A 12,794-nucleotide genomic window follows, 5' to 3' on the forward strand; every position below is an offset into this window, starting at 1 on the left:
AGGCTGCGATCTTTTGATCTTTACCTTTCAAAGCCAAATGGCATCCCACAACGGATAATCCCCCACCCGTTTCACCAACCCCGCACGCAACGGATTCATGACGATGTAACGTGCGGCATCCTTCAAGTCTTCATCACGACGTAATGCCCGGTCGTAATACCCCCGTTGCCATAATCGGCCCTGTTTCTGCCGCGCAATATTGATCGAACGGCTGCTTCTGGATTTGATACGGCACATCAGCTCGGCCAAAGTACCGTTGTGCAGTTCCAGCAACCAATGCAGATGGTCTGGCATCACCACCCAGGCCAATGACGTGACGGCCGAGGTTTCATCGGCACAACGCAACTGATCAACCACTAGCCTGCCCAATCGCCAATCTGCGAACACCGACTCTCGCTGATGAGCGACAGCAGTCAGCAGATAAATACGACCAGATTCCGAAAAGCGGGCTTTGCGAAGACGACATCCATTTGCTGCGACAGGCATTCCTTGCCCTCCTTGAAATTTGTTGGCAAACGAACGTTAGCTGATGGTGTTTCTGTTGTTGGCCAAAGCATTTTCGTAATATTTCAAGTGCGCCGAAAAGATCGCAGCCTGCGGCAGCTCCTACATTGATCGCGTACATCCGTGGAGTTTGCAGGTGTACGCAACCCTCTGTAGGAGCTGCCGAAGGTTCGGGCCGCGTTCGGACGATCTTTTGATCTTCAGCCACTCAACTGACGTCGAAAATCAAAAGATCGCAGCATTCGGCAGCTCCTACACCCGTGTTCCCAGGCATATCTGCACGATCATGAATGCACGCGGTCGTAATCTTCACAGGGCTGCGCATGAATGCGCCGCCGCACGCGTGGAGATCCAATGAGCCAGGACGTCCTGACCACCGAAACTAATCGCCGTCAGTTGCAGCAGATCATCGCGGGCCTGTCCGATGGGGTGATTCTTCTGGAACTCGACCAGACCCTTCTCTGGGCCAATGACGCCGCGTTGGCCATGCACGGCGTCGGGCAACTCAGCGAGCTGGGGGCGAATGCCAGGGAGTACGCCAAGCGCTTCGCCTTGCGTTATCGCAATAATCATCCGGTTCAGGTCGACAATTATCCGATCAGCCGCGTCGCCCGAGGCGAAACCTTCAGCGATGTGTTGGTTGAGGTGACGCCGGCGGACGACGAAGAGCGCACCTGGGTCCACAGTGTGCGCAGCATGGTATTGGCCGACAGCGCTGGCGAGCCGGAGTCGCTGGTGTTGATCATGAACGATGTCACGGAGTGGGCCAGCGCCGAGCAGCGTTTCGAAAAAACCTTCAATGCCAACCCGGCCCCAGCGGTGATCTGTCGCCTCAGTGATTTGCGCTACATCAAAGTCAACCCGGGCTTCCTGGAGATGACCGGCTATGCCCGTGATCAGGTGATCGGCCGTTCGACCTATGAACTGGACGTGCTGGAGGGCGCCGAAAACAAAGACCTGGCCAAGCAGCGGTTGCGCGAAGGGGCGACCATTCCGCAAATGCAGGCTCAGCTGCAGTTACCCGAGGGCGGCAGCAAACAGGTGATCGTCGCCGGCCAGCCCCTTGAGCTGAACGAGGAAGCCTGCATGCTGTTTTCCTTCGTCGACATCGAGCCTCGGCATAAGGCCGAAGTCGCCCTGCGCCAGAGCGAGGAACGTTTCGCCAAGGCTTTTCGACTGACCCCGGTGCCGATCCTGGTGTGCAACGCCATCGATGAGGTGGTGATGGACGTCAATGAAGCCTTCCTCGATACGCTCGCGTATCCCAGTGAGGAAGTGCTCGGCAAGACCCTCGCAGAGATCGACTTCATCCATGACAAGGGCGCACGTACACGGCTGTTCACAACCCTGGAGAAAATCGGAAGCCTGGATCGCATCGATGTCAGCGTCCGTAAGAAAGACACCGGGCTGATCGATTGCGCGGTCTCGGCCGACACCGTGAACATTCAAGACAGTCCCTGCTACCTGCTGGTGTTTATGGACATCACCGAGCGTAAACGCACGGAGCTGGAGTTGGTGTCGGCGATCGAAGAGGTGATGAAAGACGCCTCCTGGTTCAGCCGTACGCTCATTGAGAAGCTCGCTAACGTGAAAAACGTCAACTCGCCGCAGTTGCCTAGCGTGTCTTTCACCGACCTGACCGCCCGCGAGCGCGATGTGCTTGGCCTGATCTGCGAAGGCCTGGCCGACAAGGAAATCGCCGCGCGGCTCAAGCTCGCACCCAACACGGTGCGCAACCATGTATCGACGGTGTATTCCAAGCTTGATGTTCACAGTCGTAGCGAGGCGATTGTCTGGGCTCGCGAGCGCGGTTTGTTCTCCAGCGAGTGGCGGCCCAAGGCCCAGCGTTAGGTGCAAATGCACTACTCGAGGAGGTGCAAATTAATGTTCTGGCCGGGCGCGGCAGTTCTTAGGCTGTAAGGGTGCGATACAGGTTTTCGGGTATCGCGTCCCTTTCAAAAACAGCGACAGGAACCGCGGGATGATTTATGTGGCGCAATTGCGTATGCAACTGGAGCGGAGCTTTTCGCCGTTGGCCTGTGACTGCACTGTTACGGGTGATCATTCACTGACGGTGAAGCTCTATCATCCGGTGTCGGGGCGGGTGGATCTGGTGGTCAGTGGGTTGAGCGTGGCCAACCTCAGAACGCCGGAGGCGGTGGCAGCGTTGATCGAAGAGCTGCGTTATGAACTTGAGAGCAACACGTTGCATAGTCGCGAGACGTCCTAGGAACTGTCGGGTTTTGCCGGTGGTCGTACAAAGAATACGAGAGTATTTTTTCTGTGACCGGTCCGCGGGTTCGCGGTGAAGCAGTTGGGTCGCGGAAATATGTCGATCACTTACCGCGGGTCAACCTATGAAAAGTCTTGGGAAACGCATTTTTACACCACTGTCGTTCGCACTCTGGATAGCGATTCTGGGTGGTTGTGCCAGTCCTCCACCGCCACCTCCCGCCGCGCCGCCTCCACCGCCTGTGCGCACCTGTCAGACCACTGAAAACACCGATGTGCAAGGCGACATGCGGGCTGAAGGGCAGGTGACCCGGGAAACGACGCTTACTCGTTGCGTCACTCAGTAAGCGTCCATCTGCTCACGTTGAACCGCCAGTGGCGCTGTGCTGCTGGCGGGTATCCGCGCGTTTCGCTCAGACTTCTTCGATCCTGACCCAACGCGACTCCTGCGCTGCCAACCGGATCGCCGTCGCCAGGCGTTCGATTTCCCACGCCTGCTCGAAATCTGTTCCACCCTGAGATAAGCCTGCCAGCGCCATCACCAGATCATGGACTTCCAGCGTCTTGAGTTCGTTGTAGCCGAGCTGATGCCCTGCCGCCGGACTGAACGCCGCATAACCCGGCAGATTTGGCCCTGCCAGCAAGCGCTGGAAACCGTCCTGACCGGCACGAAACAGACGCAGTTCATTCAGGCGTTCCTGATCAAACATCAAAGTCCCTCGGGTGCCGCTGATTTCAAAGCTCAGGTGATTCTTGTAGCCGAGCTTGAGCCAACTGCTGCTGAACGTGCCCCGGGCGCCATTCGCAAACCGCAACAAGGCGTGGAACTGATCATCGACCGCGATACTGCGTTGTTCCGGGCTGCCAGCCGTGGCGGGTCGTTGCCGGTGCACGGTCTGGGTGTCGGCGCTCACTGCCTCGACATCGCCCACCAGATAACGGGCCATGGCCAACAAGTGACTGCCCAGATCGGCCAGTGCGCCACCGGCATGATCGGCATCGCAACGCCAGGACCAGGGTGACGCGGGATCGGCCATGAAGTCTTCGCTGAATTCACCCTGGAAACTGATGATCTGGCCCAAGTCGCCGTTTTCAATCAGCTGCCGGGCGAGCGCGATCATCGGGTTGTGCTGATAGTTGTAACCCACCCGCGTCACCACGCCTGCCGCTTTGGCCGCCAGACGCATGGCGTCGGCCTGTTCCAGATTCACTGCCAACGGCTTTTCGCAATACACCGGTTTGCCGGCGGCGAGGGCGGCCATGGCCATGGGGTAATGCAGGTGATTGGGCGTGGTGATGGCGATCAGATTGACCTTGGGGTCATCGATCAGTTGCTGCCAGTCGCTATGAGCGGTGTCGAAACCCCAGGCATCGGCGCAGTGGCGGGCACGCTGCGGATCGGCGTCGGCCAGGGCGGCGAGTTTGAGCTTGAGGGGCAGTTCGAAAACCGCACTGACATTGCGAAACGCCAAGGCATGGGCGCGACCCATGAAACCTGTGCCGATGAGTCCGATACCGAGTTCGCGCATAGCCGGGGTCCTTTTGGATTTTGTTTTCAGGAGGGCTATTAATGGAATAAATATTCCTTATATGCAAATGATGGAATTAAAATTCTTTCGCGTGTTCGTCCCACGCTCTGCGTGGGAACGATCAATGAGGGCAAAAAAGAAGGCAGCCGTAAGGCTGCCTTTTGTTCATCCGGAAGAGCAGATCAGGACAAGAACCCACCATCCACATTCAACGAAACCCCAGTGGTGTAACTCGACGCATCACTCGCCAGATACAACACCGCTCCCGCCATTTCACTCGGATCCGCCACACGCTTGAGCGGAATCTGTTGCAATGCGGTGTTCAAAATAGCCTCGTTTTTCACCAGCGCCGAAGCGAATTTGGTGTCGGTCAGGCCCGGCAGCAGCGCATTGCAGCGAATGCCGAACTGCGCGCATTCCTTGGCGAACACTTTGGTCATGTTGATGACCGCCGCTTTGGTCACCGAGTAGATGCCCTGGAAGATCCCCGGCGAGATGCCGTTGATCGAGGCGACGTTGATGATGCTGCCTCCGCCGTTTTCACGCATCAGCTTGCCGGCTTCCACCGACATGAAGAAGTAGCCGCGGATGTTCACGTCGACGGTTTTCTGGAAGGCGCTGAGGTCGGTGTCCAGTACGTTGCAGAACTGCGGGTTGGTCGCGGCGTTGTTGACCAGGATGTCCAGGCGCCCGAACTGTTCGCGGATGCCGGCGAAGACCTGGCTGATCTGTTCCATTTCACCGATATGGCAAGCCACGGCAGTGGCTTTGCCGCCGGCGGCGATGATCGCGTCAGCAACGTGCTGGCAGCCGTCGAGTTTGCGGCTCGAGACGATGACGTGGGCGCCTTGCTGGGCCAGCAGTTTGGCGATGGCTTCACCGATACCACGGCTGGCGCCAGACACGAATGCGATTTTGCCGTCGAGGTCGAACAACTGAGTCTTGGACATGGTTTTTCCTTGTTATTGGGGCCAGGGAATGTAATCAGAGCCGGGCGATCAGAGGCTGGATTTCGAAATGACTTGCAGGCTCATCTGCTCCAGCAGTTTGTTCATGTGAATGAACTGCGCGAAGCGTTTGTCCTGGGTCTGACCATGGAAGAAGCGGTAGTAGATCTGCTGCACGATGCCGGCCAGGCGGAACAGGCCGTAGGTGTAGTAGAAGTCGAAATTGTCGATCTGGATGCCTGAACGCTCGGCGTAGTAATCGACGAACTCACGGCGGGTCAGCATGCCCGGGGCGTGGCTCGGTTGGCGGCGCATCAATTGCACCGGTGCCGGGTCGTCGGCTTCGATCCAGTAGGCGAGGGTGTTGCCCAGGTCCATCAGCGGGTCGCCGAGGGTGGTCAGTTCCCAGTCGAGCACGCCGATGATGTCCATCGGGTTGTTCGGGTCGAGGATCACGTTGTCGAAGCGGTAATCGTTATGGACGATGCTGGAGGTCGGGTGATCGGCCGGCATCTTGTCGTTGAGCCAGGCTTTGACCGCCTCCCACTTTGGCGCGTCCGGCGTCAGGGCTTTCTCGTAGCGATCGCTCCAGCCTTTGATCTGCCGCGCGACATAACCTTCGGGTTTGCCGAGGTCGCCCAGGCCATAGGCGTTGTAGTCGACCCGGTGCAGTTCTACGAACTTGTCGATGAAGCTCTTGCACAACGTTTCGGTTTTCGCCGAATCCAGACCCAGTTCCGGCGGCAGTTCGGAGCGCAGGATGATCCCCTTGACCCGTTCCATCACATAGAACTCGGCGCCGATTACCGATTCGTCAGTGCAGTGCACGTAGGCTTTGGGGCAGTACGGAAAACCATCACGAAGCTGATTGAGGATGCGAAATTCGCGGCCCATGTCGTGAGCGGACTTGGCCTTGTGGCCAAAGGGCGGGCGACGCAGCACGAACTCCTGTTCGGGGTATTCCAGCAAGTAGGTGAGGTTCGACGCACCGCCCGGAAACTGGCTGATCTGCGGCAAACCACTCAGGCCCGGAATGTGGGCCTTGAGGTACGGATCGATCAGGCTGGCATCGAGTTCTTCGCCGGTGCGGATACGTGTGGACTGGTCAGTAAGCGCCATGCTTATCCCTTCTGCTTATTCTGGAGGCCTGAGACTATTGGCTAATCTAATGCGCACGCCCGACACCCACAACCACGAACGGCCCTTATAGGTGAGCGTGTTGCCGGGCAATCATTGTTTTTGATACACCTGTTTGAATGGTGGTCAGAGCATGCTCATCGATGATGGCAGGGCAATCGGGGTCAATACCGGATTGCCGGTGAAGAACGCCACCAGATTGCGCCCTACCAGCTCCACGGTGCCTTGAGTGGCTTCCGGGGACAAACCAGCGACATGCGGGGTGAGGATCACATTGGCCAACGCCTTGAAGGCATTGGGTACCTGGGGTTCTGCGTCGAAGACATCCAGCGCAGCGCCGGCAATCCTGCGCTGCTCAAGCGCGCTGATCAGGTCGGCGGTGACGATCACACTGGCTCGGGCGATGTTGACGATGAACCCCTGGGGGCCCAAGGCGTCGAGTACTTGTCGGTTGATCAGGTGTTTGGTGCCCAGGCCGCCGGGGGTGGCGACGACCAAAAAGTCTGATTCCCGTGCCAACTCGGTGGGCGTCGAGCGGAAGCTGTACGGCACATCGCTGCGATGCTGGCGGTTGTGGTAACTGACTGTCATGTCGAAGCCGTGGGCGGCGCGTTTGGCGATGGCCATTCCGACCGCACCGAGCCCCAGGATGCCCAGATGCTTGCCGGCCAGGGAAGGGCGCATGATTTTCGGCCACTCACCCCGGCGCACGGCGGCGTCGCAACGGGGAATGTCACGCACCAGCGACAGCAGCATCGCCATGGCATGGTCGGCGACTGAAGAGGCATTGACTCCGGCGCCATTGGTGACCGTTATGCCCCGGTTGGCGGCGGCTTGCAGGTCGACGTGTTCGTAGCCGGCGCCGATCACGCAGATAATCTTGAGATTGGGCAGGGCGGCGATTTCGTCGGCATACAGGCCCAATGGGCCGCGGGTCAGCACTGCATCGATCTGTGCGCCATGGCGTGTAATGGCATCGGCGCGCTCGGCAGGCGTGGGAGCCAGAATCAGGTGAAAACCCTGATGTTCGAGAATCGGCAGATAATCATTGATGGTTTCAACCAGTACCAGAACGGTTGCGGGCATGCTGGGCTCCTGTGGGCATCGGAAAGTCGGGGCTCGAAAGTTGCTTCAGAACGTTGCTTCAGAACGTTGCTTCAAATTGCTGATTCCGCAACGGTTTGGCATTTACCAAAGATAGCAGGCTTGTGGCCTTCGACCTCAGTGTAGGAGCGTTCCGTAGCGCTTACATATCCACGGTGTTCAACACCTTTGCGAAGGCACCGTTTAACGTCGCGTTATGGTGTTCGATGATCGACCGGGCCGGCAGCGCCGGTGTGTCCATGCAGGTATGCGCATCGGCCACGAGTATGGGTTTGAACCCCAACTCGGCCGCCGCCCGGCAGGTGCTGTCGATGCAATATTGGGTTTTCATGCCGGCGATGAACACCTCATTGATGCCGCTAGCCCGCAGTTGCTCTGCCAGCGCGGTGGCGTAAAAGGCGTTGGGTCTGGTTTTGTCGAACAGGATGTCGGTGCTGGCATCCAGATCCAGGGCGGGCAGCAACTGCCAGAGAGGGCTGCCGACTTCAATGGGCGAACCTTGAGGGCCGGTATGGCGTACCGCGAAGATCGGCACGTCGCGCTCCCTGGCCTGACGAATGAGTTGCTGGATGTTCGCCAGTACCCGTTCACCGTCGTAGGGTTTTTCCGGGCCGTGGAACAGACCGACCTGCATATCGATGATCAACAGCGCTGATGACATGGGTGTTTCTCCTTGAGTGTCGTACGAAAAGTGCCGAACGGACGGGAGAAACGACAAGGCCCCGTCCATTGCTGGCGGGGCCTTGGGTTCACTGCGCTGTGTTTATCTCAGCCAGCCACCGCACGACCCGCCGTTAGCGGTCGTGGTGGTGCGGGTGAGGTTCAGCACAGGAATATTCATGAAGCTGATCATGCTATCGGCGTCGCGGGTGTGTCAACGGCCGTGTCCGAGGTGAGAAATGTCCGGGCTGCGTCGAGAATTTCATCGGACAAGGCGTCACCCCGGGTTGCACGGGCCAGGGTCAGGGCGCCGACCATCAGCGAATAGTCCACCAACGCTTTTTGCCGATTGGTTTCGGGCTGATCTGCGCCCATCAGCGGTGCCAGCATCTGCAGCAATGCCTCCAGCCCTTGGGTGTAGGTCTGGTGCAAACCGCTTTCTGCGGTTTCATGACACATGTCGCCGGCAAACGCGGTCACCGGGCAGCTTTCGCCCGGATTATCGCGATTGGTCGCGGACAAATAGGGCGCGATGATGCTCTCGCGGGCCGAGAGGCTGTCGTCGTTAGCCTCTATTTTCTGCTTCCAGCGTTCCATCGATTGGGTGAACGCCCGGCTGCACGCCTCTTGCGCCAGCGCTTCCTTGGATTCGAAGTGACCATAGAACCCTCCGTGGGTGAGGCCGGCCGCGCCCATCACATCGACGACACTGATCCCGTGCAGGCCACGTTCGCGAAACAGCCGAGTGGCGGCCTCGACGATGATCTCGCGGTTGAGTTCGGCTTGTTTGCGGGAGACTCGGGGCATTGGCGGCTCACAGGTATATAAAAGGTAGAAATCAGCTGGCGTACTGAGCTATGCCATTGCCAAACGACCAGTTCTCTTTCTTGACCTCCACCAGATTGATGAATACATCTTCCAGGCGCACCGCCAGTTCCGCGTTAAGGCTCTCGGCGATGGTTTTGTAGAGGAGTTTTTTCTGCTCGATGGTGCGACCTTCGCTCAGGGTGATCTGAATGATCACCAGATTGTCGCTGCGATTGATGCCCAGGTAGCCGGGATCAAAGATGAAATGCTGTTCATCGTGCTCGGCAAGAATCTGGAAGTTATCGTTCTCCGGCACGCCAATGGCGCTGTGCATGGCGGCGTAGATCAATTGCCCGACACGTTTGGCATAAGTCGGGTCTTGATGCTTCTTGATGTCAACGCGAACGAGTGGCATGAGAGGGCTCCGAAATTAGGGTTGCCGGTCAGCAGTCGGGATCGAAATTACATGACGGCAATCCTTTATTGAATAGATTTTTTAAAACATCTATTTAATAAAGGATGCCAATAGATCTGATCCGCACAACCACTCCTCAGCTAAGTCTTTGCTTCTGCTCATTAATCCCGGACAATCGCGCCCCTGTTTCGGCCAGGGCGCTGCCTGTCGGATTTTTCTGACTCGTCCTGACCGGGTAGCAACTGACCGGAATGCGGAGATCCCACCGGATGAATGATCAGGCCAATAGCGTCGACGAACGCTATGTATCGGCGGCACCAGCGACGCTTGAGAGCTGGAATCGCCATGACACCACCTGGATGCTGGGCCTGTTTGGCACGGCCATCGGGGCTGGCACGTTGTTTTTGCCGATCAACGCGGGTCTGGGCGGCTTTTGGCCGTTGCTGGTCCTGGCGGTGTTGGCGTTCCCCATGACGTTTTACGCACACCGTGGCCTGACACGTTTTGTGTTGTCCGGACGCGAAGGCGCGGACATCACTGAAGTCGTGGAAGAGCACTTCGGGATCAAGGCTGGCGCGTTGATCACCTTGCTGTACTTCTTCGCGATCTTCCCGATCCTGTTGATCTACAGCGTGGCCCTGACCAACACCGTGGGCAGTTTCCTCGAGCATCAACTGCACATCATGCCGCCACCGCGCGCCGTGCTGTCGCTCGTGCTTATCCTCGGCCTGTTGGCGGTGGTACGTTGCGGCGAACAGGTGATCATCAAGGCCATGAGCCTGATGGTTTATCCGTTCATTGTTGCGCTGCTGTTCCTCGCGGTGTTCCTGATTCCTCACTGGAACGGCGGCATTCTCGCCACCGCGTCGACGCTGCCAGAACCGTCGGCACTGCTGCACACGCTGTGGCTGGCGATTCCGGTGATGGTGTTCTCGTTCAACCATTCACCGATCATCTCGGCGTTCGCGGTGGACCAGAAGCGTCGTTATGGCGATCACGCCGAAGAGCGTAGCTCGCAGATCCTGTCCCGCGCCCACGCCTTGATGGTGGTGATGGTGCTGTTCTTCGTGTTCAGTTGCGTGCTGACACTGTCGCCCGCGCAATTGGCTGAAGCCAAGGCGCAGAACCTGTCGATCCTGTCGTACCTGGCCAACCACTTCAGCAACCCGACCATCGCTTTCGCGGCGCCGTTGATTGCGTTCGTGGCCATTTCCAAGTCGTTCCTGGGTCACTACATCGGCGCCAGCGAAGGTCTTAAAGGTCTGATTGTGAAGAGTGGCAAGCGCCCGGCACCGAAGACCCTGGATCGCATGACTGCCGCCTTCATGCTGGTGGTCTGCTGGATCGTTGCCACGCTCAACCCGAGCATTCTCGGGATGATCGAAACCTTGGGTGGCCCGATCATCGCCGCGATCCTGTTCCTGATGCCGATGTACGCGATTCGCAAGGTCCCGGCCATGGCGCGTTATCGCGGTCAGGCTTCCAACGTCTTCGTGACGGCGGTGGGCCTGGTGGCGATTTCGGCGTTGATCTATTCGTTGACGGCCTGACCGATCAGGCATAAAAAAACGCCGCTTATCTCACGATGGGCGGCGTTTTTTATTGCGTTGAAAATGCTCAACACCTGACCCAGAGCCGACATTCCGTGCGCTTAGCGATTAAGCTTGAGGTTGCATAAACGCGTCATAGAGCGTTGCCGAGGACTTTTCCCGGCCAGTCTATCTTTCTCTGGAGACGCTTCATGGCTCGTGCCCACGGCGCATCGGCGCAACCCCAAACCGATAGGCCAAACCGTTGGCTGGACGTATTGGCCGGGCTGTCGATTGCCGGTTTGTTGTTACCCGAGGCGGTCGCCTATTCCAGCATTGCCGCGTTGCCGCCACAGGCGGGTGTCATTGCGTTATTTGCCGGTCTGCTGTGCTACGGGCTGTTCGGCACCAGTCGCTTTGCCATCGTTTCTGCGACGTCGTCTTCGGCGGCGGTACTGGCCGCCGCCACAGCCACGTTGGCCAATGGTGACTCGGGCCTGCGCATGACGCTGGCGATCGGCCTGGTGCTGGTGACGGGTGGGTTTTTTCTGCTGGCAGGATTGTTCAAACTCGGCAGCGTGACGTCTTTTATTGCCAAACCGGTGCTGCGAGGCTTTGCCTTCGGTCTGGCAGTGACGATCATCCTCAAGCAGGTGGCGAGCATCGTCGATGTGCACTTGAGCAATGGCAATCTGATCCGTTTCGTACCGCAACTGCTTGAGCAATTACCGCAGTGGAACCGGGTCGGCGCGCTCGTGGCGGCGGTGTCCTTGCTGGTGCTGTGGCTGTGCGCGCGGGTCAGGCGTTTGCCGGGAGGTTTGCTGGTGGTGGCGCTTGGCATCGCGGCCGGTCAATGGCTGAACTTGCCCGCTTATGGGGTGAAACTGATTGGTGTGATCGACCTGAGCCTGGAAGTGCCTCGTCTTCCCGTGTTGCCGTTTGCCGACTGGCTGCGCCTGGGCGAACTGGCGTTTGCCATGGTGATGATTCTGTATGCCGAATCTTACGGATCGATCACCTCGTTTGCGCTCAAGCACGGCGACCGGGTGTCCTCGAACCGCGATCTGTTGGCGCTCGGAGCAGCCAATTTACTGTCGGGCCTGTTCCATGGCATGCCGGCAGGCGCCGGTTACTCTGCGACGTCGGCCAATGAGGCGGCGGGTGCCGGCTCGCGTCTGGCGGGCGCGGTAGCGGCGGGGGTGGTGTTGCTCATCGTCTTGACGGTGTTGCCCTGGATTGCCCTGACCCCCGAGCCGGTGTTGGCGGCCATTGTCATTCATGCATTGGCGCGTGGCTTGAGCCTGCAGCCCTTGGGCCGATATTTCGTCTGGCGTCGCGATCGTCTGCTGGTGATTTGCGCGGTGGCGGCGGTGCTGGTGCTGGGGGTACTGGACGGTCTGTTGGTGGCGGTGGTGATCAGTGTGGTGCTGATGTTGAAACAGATGTCGTCGGCGGATATTCAGGTGCTAGGGCAAATGGGCGGTGGTCATGAATTTGTCGATGTGCAACGCCATCCCCAGGCCAGTGAGATTCCCGGTGTGCTGATCGTCAGGCCGAGCGAGGCGCTGTTTTTTGCAAACGTGGAGCGCATTCTGGGCGGTGCATTGCGCCTGGCCCGGCATGCATCGCCACCGATTCATACGATCATTCTCAGTCTGGAGGAGTCTCCCAACCTCGATGGCACCAGCATCGAGGCGCTGGAAGCGTTTTTTATGCAAGTGCGAGCCGAGGACAAGCTGCTGATTCTGGCGCGGCTCAAGCACGAGGCCAAGGCGGTTCTCGCACAGTTACCGGCGCAGGAGCTGGAGCAGGTGAGTCTTAGCGGTTTGAGCGTTGACGGGGCGGTGCAACAAGCCCTCAAACCATCCACATAACCTGTGGGAGCGAGCTTGCTCGCGATGGCGGTGTGTCAGTCAACATTGATATTGAA

At 58.5% G+C, this 12,794-nt stretch carries 12 protein-coding genes; 4 read left to right on the forward strand and 8 right to left on the reverse strand.

All coding sequences use genetic code 11. The annotated features are described in order from the left end of the window. Positions 1-27 precede the first annotated feature (27 nt). Complete coding sequence (locus tag ACA059_RS14380; RefSeq protein WP_497634439.1) at positions 28-486, reverse strand: REP-associated tyrosine transposase; 459 nt, start codon at positions 484-486, stop codon at positions 28-30. Between the two features lie 372 nt (positions 487-858). On the opposite strand from ACA059_RS14380, the gene ACA059_RS14385 reads away from it, so the two are divergent. Both ACA059_RS14385 and ACA059_RS14390 read left to right on the forward strand, forming a co-directional pair. Continuing rightward, positions 859-2,355, forward strand: a complete 1,497-nt coding sequence (locus ACA059_RS14385) for a PAS domain S-box protein (protein ID WP_497634440.1) — start codon at positions 859-861, stop codon at positions 2,353-2,355. 130 nt (positions 2,356-2,485) lie between these two features. After that, positions 2,486-2,734 carry a DUF1652 domain-containing protein gene (locus tag ACA059_RS14390; RefSeq protein ID WP_497634441.1) on the forward strand — a complete coding sequence of 83 codons (249 nt, stop codon included), beginning with the start codon at positions 2,486-2,488 and terminating at the stop codon, positions 2,732-2,734. Positions 2,735-3,149: 415 nt separating this feature from the next. Here the strand turns inward: ACA059_RS14390 and ACA059_RS14395 are convergent, their stop codons facing one another. The 7 genes from ACA059_RS14395 to ACA059_RS14425 form a co-directional block, all read right to left on the reverse strand. Next, positions 3,150-4,265: a Gfo/Idh/MocA family protein gene (locus ACA059_RS14395; protein WP_497634442.1), complete on the reverse strand. Its 1,116-nt coding sequence runs from the start codon at positions 4,263-4,265 to the stop codon at positions 3,150-3,152. 182 nt (positions 4,266-4,447) lie between these two features. Continuing rightward, a complete protein-coding gene (locus ACA059_RS14400) occupies positions 4,448-5,215 on the reverse strand; it encodes an SDR family oxidoreductase (protein WP_008149805.1) in 768 nt (255 codons plus the stop codon). 48 nt (positions 5,216-5,263) lie between these two features. After that, positions 5,264-6,331 (reverse strand): phosphotransferase family protein, encoded by a 1,068-nt coding sequence (locus tag ACA059_RS14405; RefSeq protein WP_095128210.1) that lies wholly within the window; start codon positions 6,329-6,331, stop codon positions 5,264-5,266. Positions 6,332-6,475: 144 nt separating this feature from the next. Continuing rightward, positions 6,476-7,435 (reverse strand): 2-hydroxyacid dehydrogenase, encoded by a 960-nt coding sequence (locus ACA059_RS14410; protein WP_497634443.1) that lies wholly within the window; start codon positions 7,433-7,435, stop codon positions 6,476-6,478. Positions 7,436-7,595: 160 nt separating this feature from the next. Then, positions 7,596-8,114 (reverse strand): cysteine hydrolase family protein, encoded by a 519-nt coding sequence (locus ACA059_RS14415; RefSeq protein ID WP_497634444.1) that lies wholly within the window; start codon positions 8,112-8,114, stop codon positions 7,596-7,598. A gap of 188 nt (positions 8,115-8,302) precedes the next feature. Continuing rightward, positions 8,303-8,920, reverse strand: coding sequence for a TetR/AcrR family transcriptional regulator (locus ACA059_RS14420; RefSeq protein ID WP_497634445.1), 618 nt, complete (start codon positions 8,918-8,920; stop codon positions 8,303-8,305). Between the two features lie 31 nt (positions 8,921-8,951). Continuing rightward, complete coding sequence (locus tag ACA059_RS14425) at positions 8,952-9,335, reverse strand: tautomerase family protein (RefSeq protein WP_497634446.1); 384 nt, start codon at positions 9,333-9,335, stop codon at positions 8,952-8,954. Between the two features lie 269 nt (positions 9,336-9,604). Between ACA059_RS14425 and ACA059_RS14430 the strand changes: the two genes are divergently transcribed. Both ACA059_RS14430 and ACA059_RS14435 read left to right on the forward strand, forming a co-directional pair. Continuing rightward, complete coding sequence (locus ACA059_RS14430; protein WP_497634447.1) at positions 9,605-10,885, forward strand: serine/threonine transporter; 1,281 nt, start codon at positions 9,605-9,607, stop codon at positions 10,883-10,885. A 191-nt stretch (positions 10,886-11,076) separates the two neighbouring features. Beyond that, positions 11,077-12,738, forward strand: a complete 1,662-nt coding sequence (locus ACA059_RS14435; protein WP_497634448.1) for a SulP family inorganic anion transporter — start codon at positions 11,077-11,079, stop codon at positions 12,736-12,738. Positions 12,739-12,794: the final 56 nt, after the last annotated feature.

This window comes from Pseudomonas sp. LBUM1647 (assembly GCF_059716175.1).

What these genes read in the sequence shown, in the direction of transcription:
- ACA059_RS14380 (WP_497634439.1), bottom strand. Translation starts at nt 486, where the DNA reads ATGCCTGTCGCAGCAAATGGATGTCGTCTTCGCAAAGCCCGCTTTTCG.
- ACA059_RS14400 (WP_008149805.1), bottom strand. Translation starts at nt 5,215, where the DNA reads ATGTCCAAGACTCAGTTGTTCGACCTCGACGGCAAAATCGCATTCGTG.
- ACA059_RS14410 (WP_497634443.1), bottom strand. Translation starts at nt 7,435, where the DNA reads ATGCCCGCAACCGTTCTGGTACTGGTTGAAACCATCAATGATTATCTG.
- ACA059_RS14415 (WP_497634444.1), bottom strand. Translation starts at nt 8,114, where the DNA reads ATGTCATCAGCGCTGTTGATCATCGATATGCAGGTCGGTCTGTTCCAC.
- ACA059_RS14395 (WP_497634442.1), bottom strand. Translation starts at nt 4,265, where the DNA reads ATGCGCGAACTCGGTATCGGACTCATCGGCACAGGTTTCATGGGTCGC.
- ACA059_RS14390 (WP_497634441.1), top strand. Translation starts at nt 2,486, where the DNA reads ATGATTTATGTGGCGCAATTGCGTATGCAACTGGAGCGGAGCTTTTCG.
- ACA059_RS14430 (WP_497634447.1), top strand. Translation starts at nt 9,605, where the DNA reads ATGAATGATCAGGCCAATAGCGTCGACGAACGCTATGTATCGGCGGCA.
- ACA059_RS14405 (WP_095128210.1), bottom strand. Translation starts at nt 6,331, where the DNA reads ATGGCGCTTACTGACCAGTCCACACGTATCCGCACCGGCGAAGAACTC.
- ACA059_RS14385 (WP_497634440.1), top strand. Translation starts at nt 859, where the DNA reads ATGAGCCAGGACGTCCTGACCACCGAAACTAATCGCCGTCAGTTGCAG.
- ACA059_RS14420 (WP_497634445.1), bottom strand. Translation starts at nt 8,920, where the DNA reads ATGCCCCGAGTCTCCCGCAAACAAGCCGAACTCAACCGCGAGATCATC.
- ACA059_RS14435 (WP_497634448.1), top strand. Translation starts at nt 11,077, where the DNA reads ATGGCTCGTGCCCACGGCGCATCGGCGCAACCCCAAACCGATAGGCCA.
- ACA059_RS14425 (WP_497634446.1), bottom strand. Translation starts at nt 9,335, where the DNA reads ATGCCACTCGTTCGCGTTGACATCAAGAAGCATCAAGACCCGACTTAT.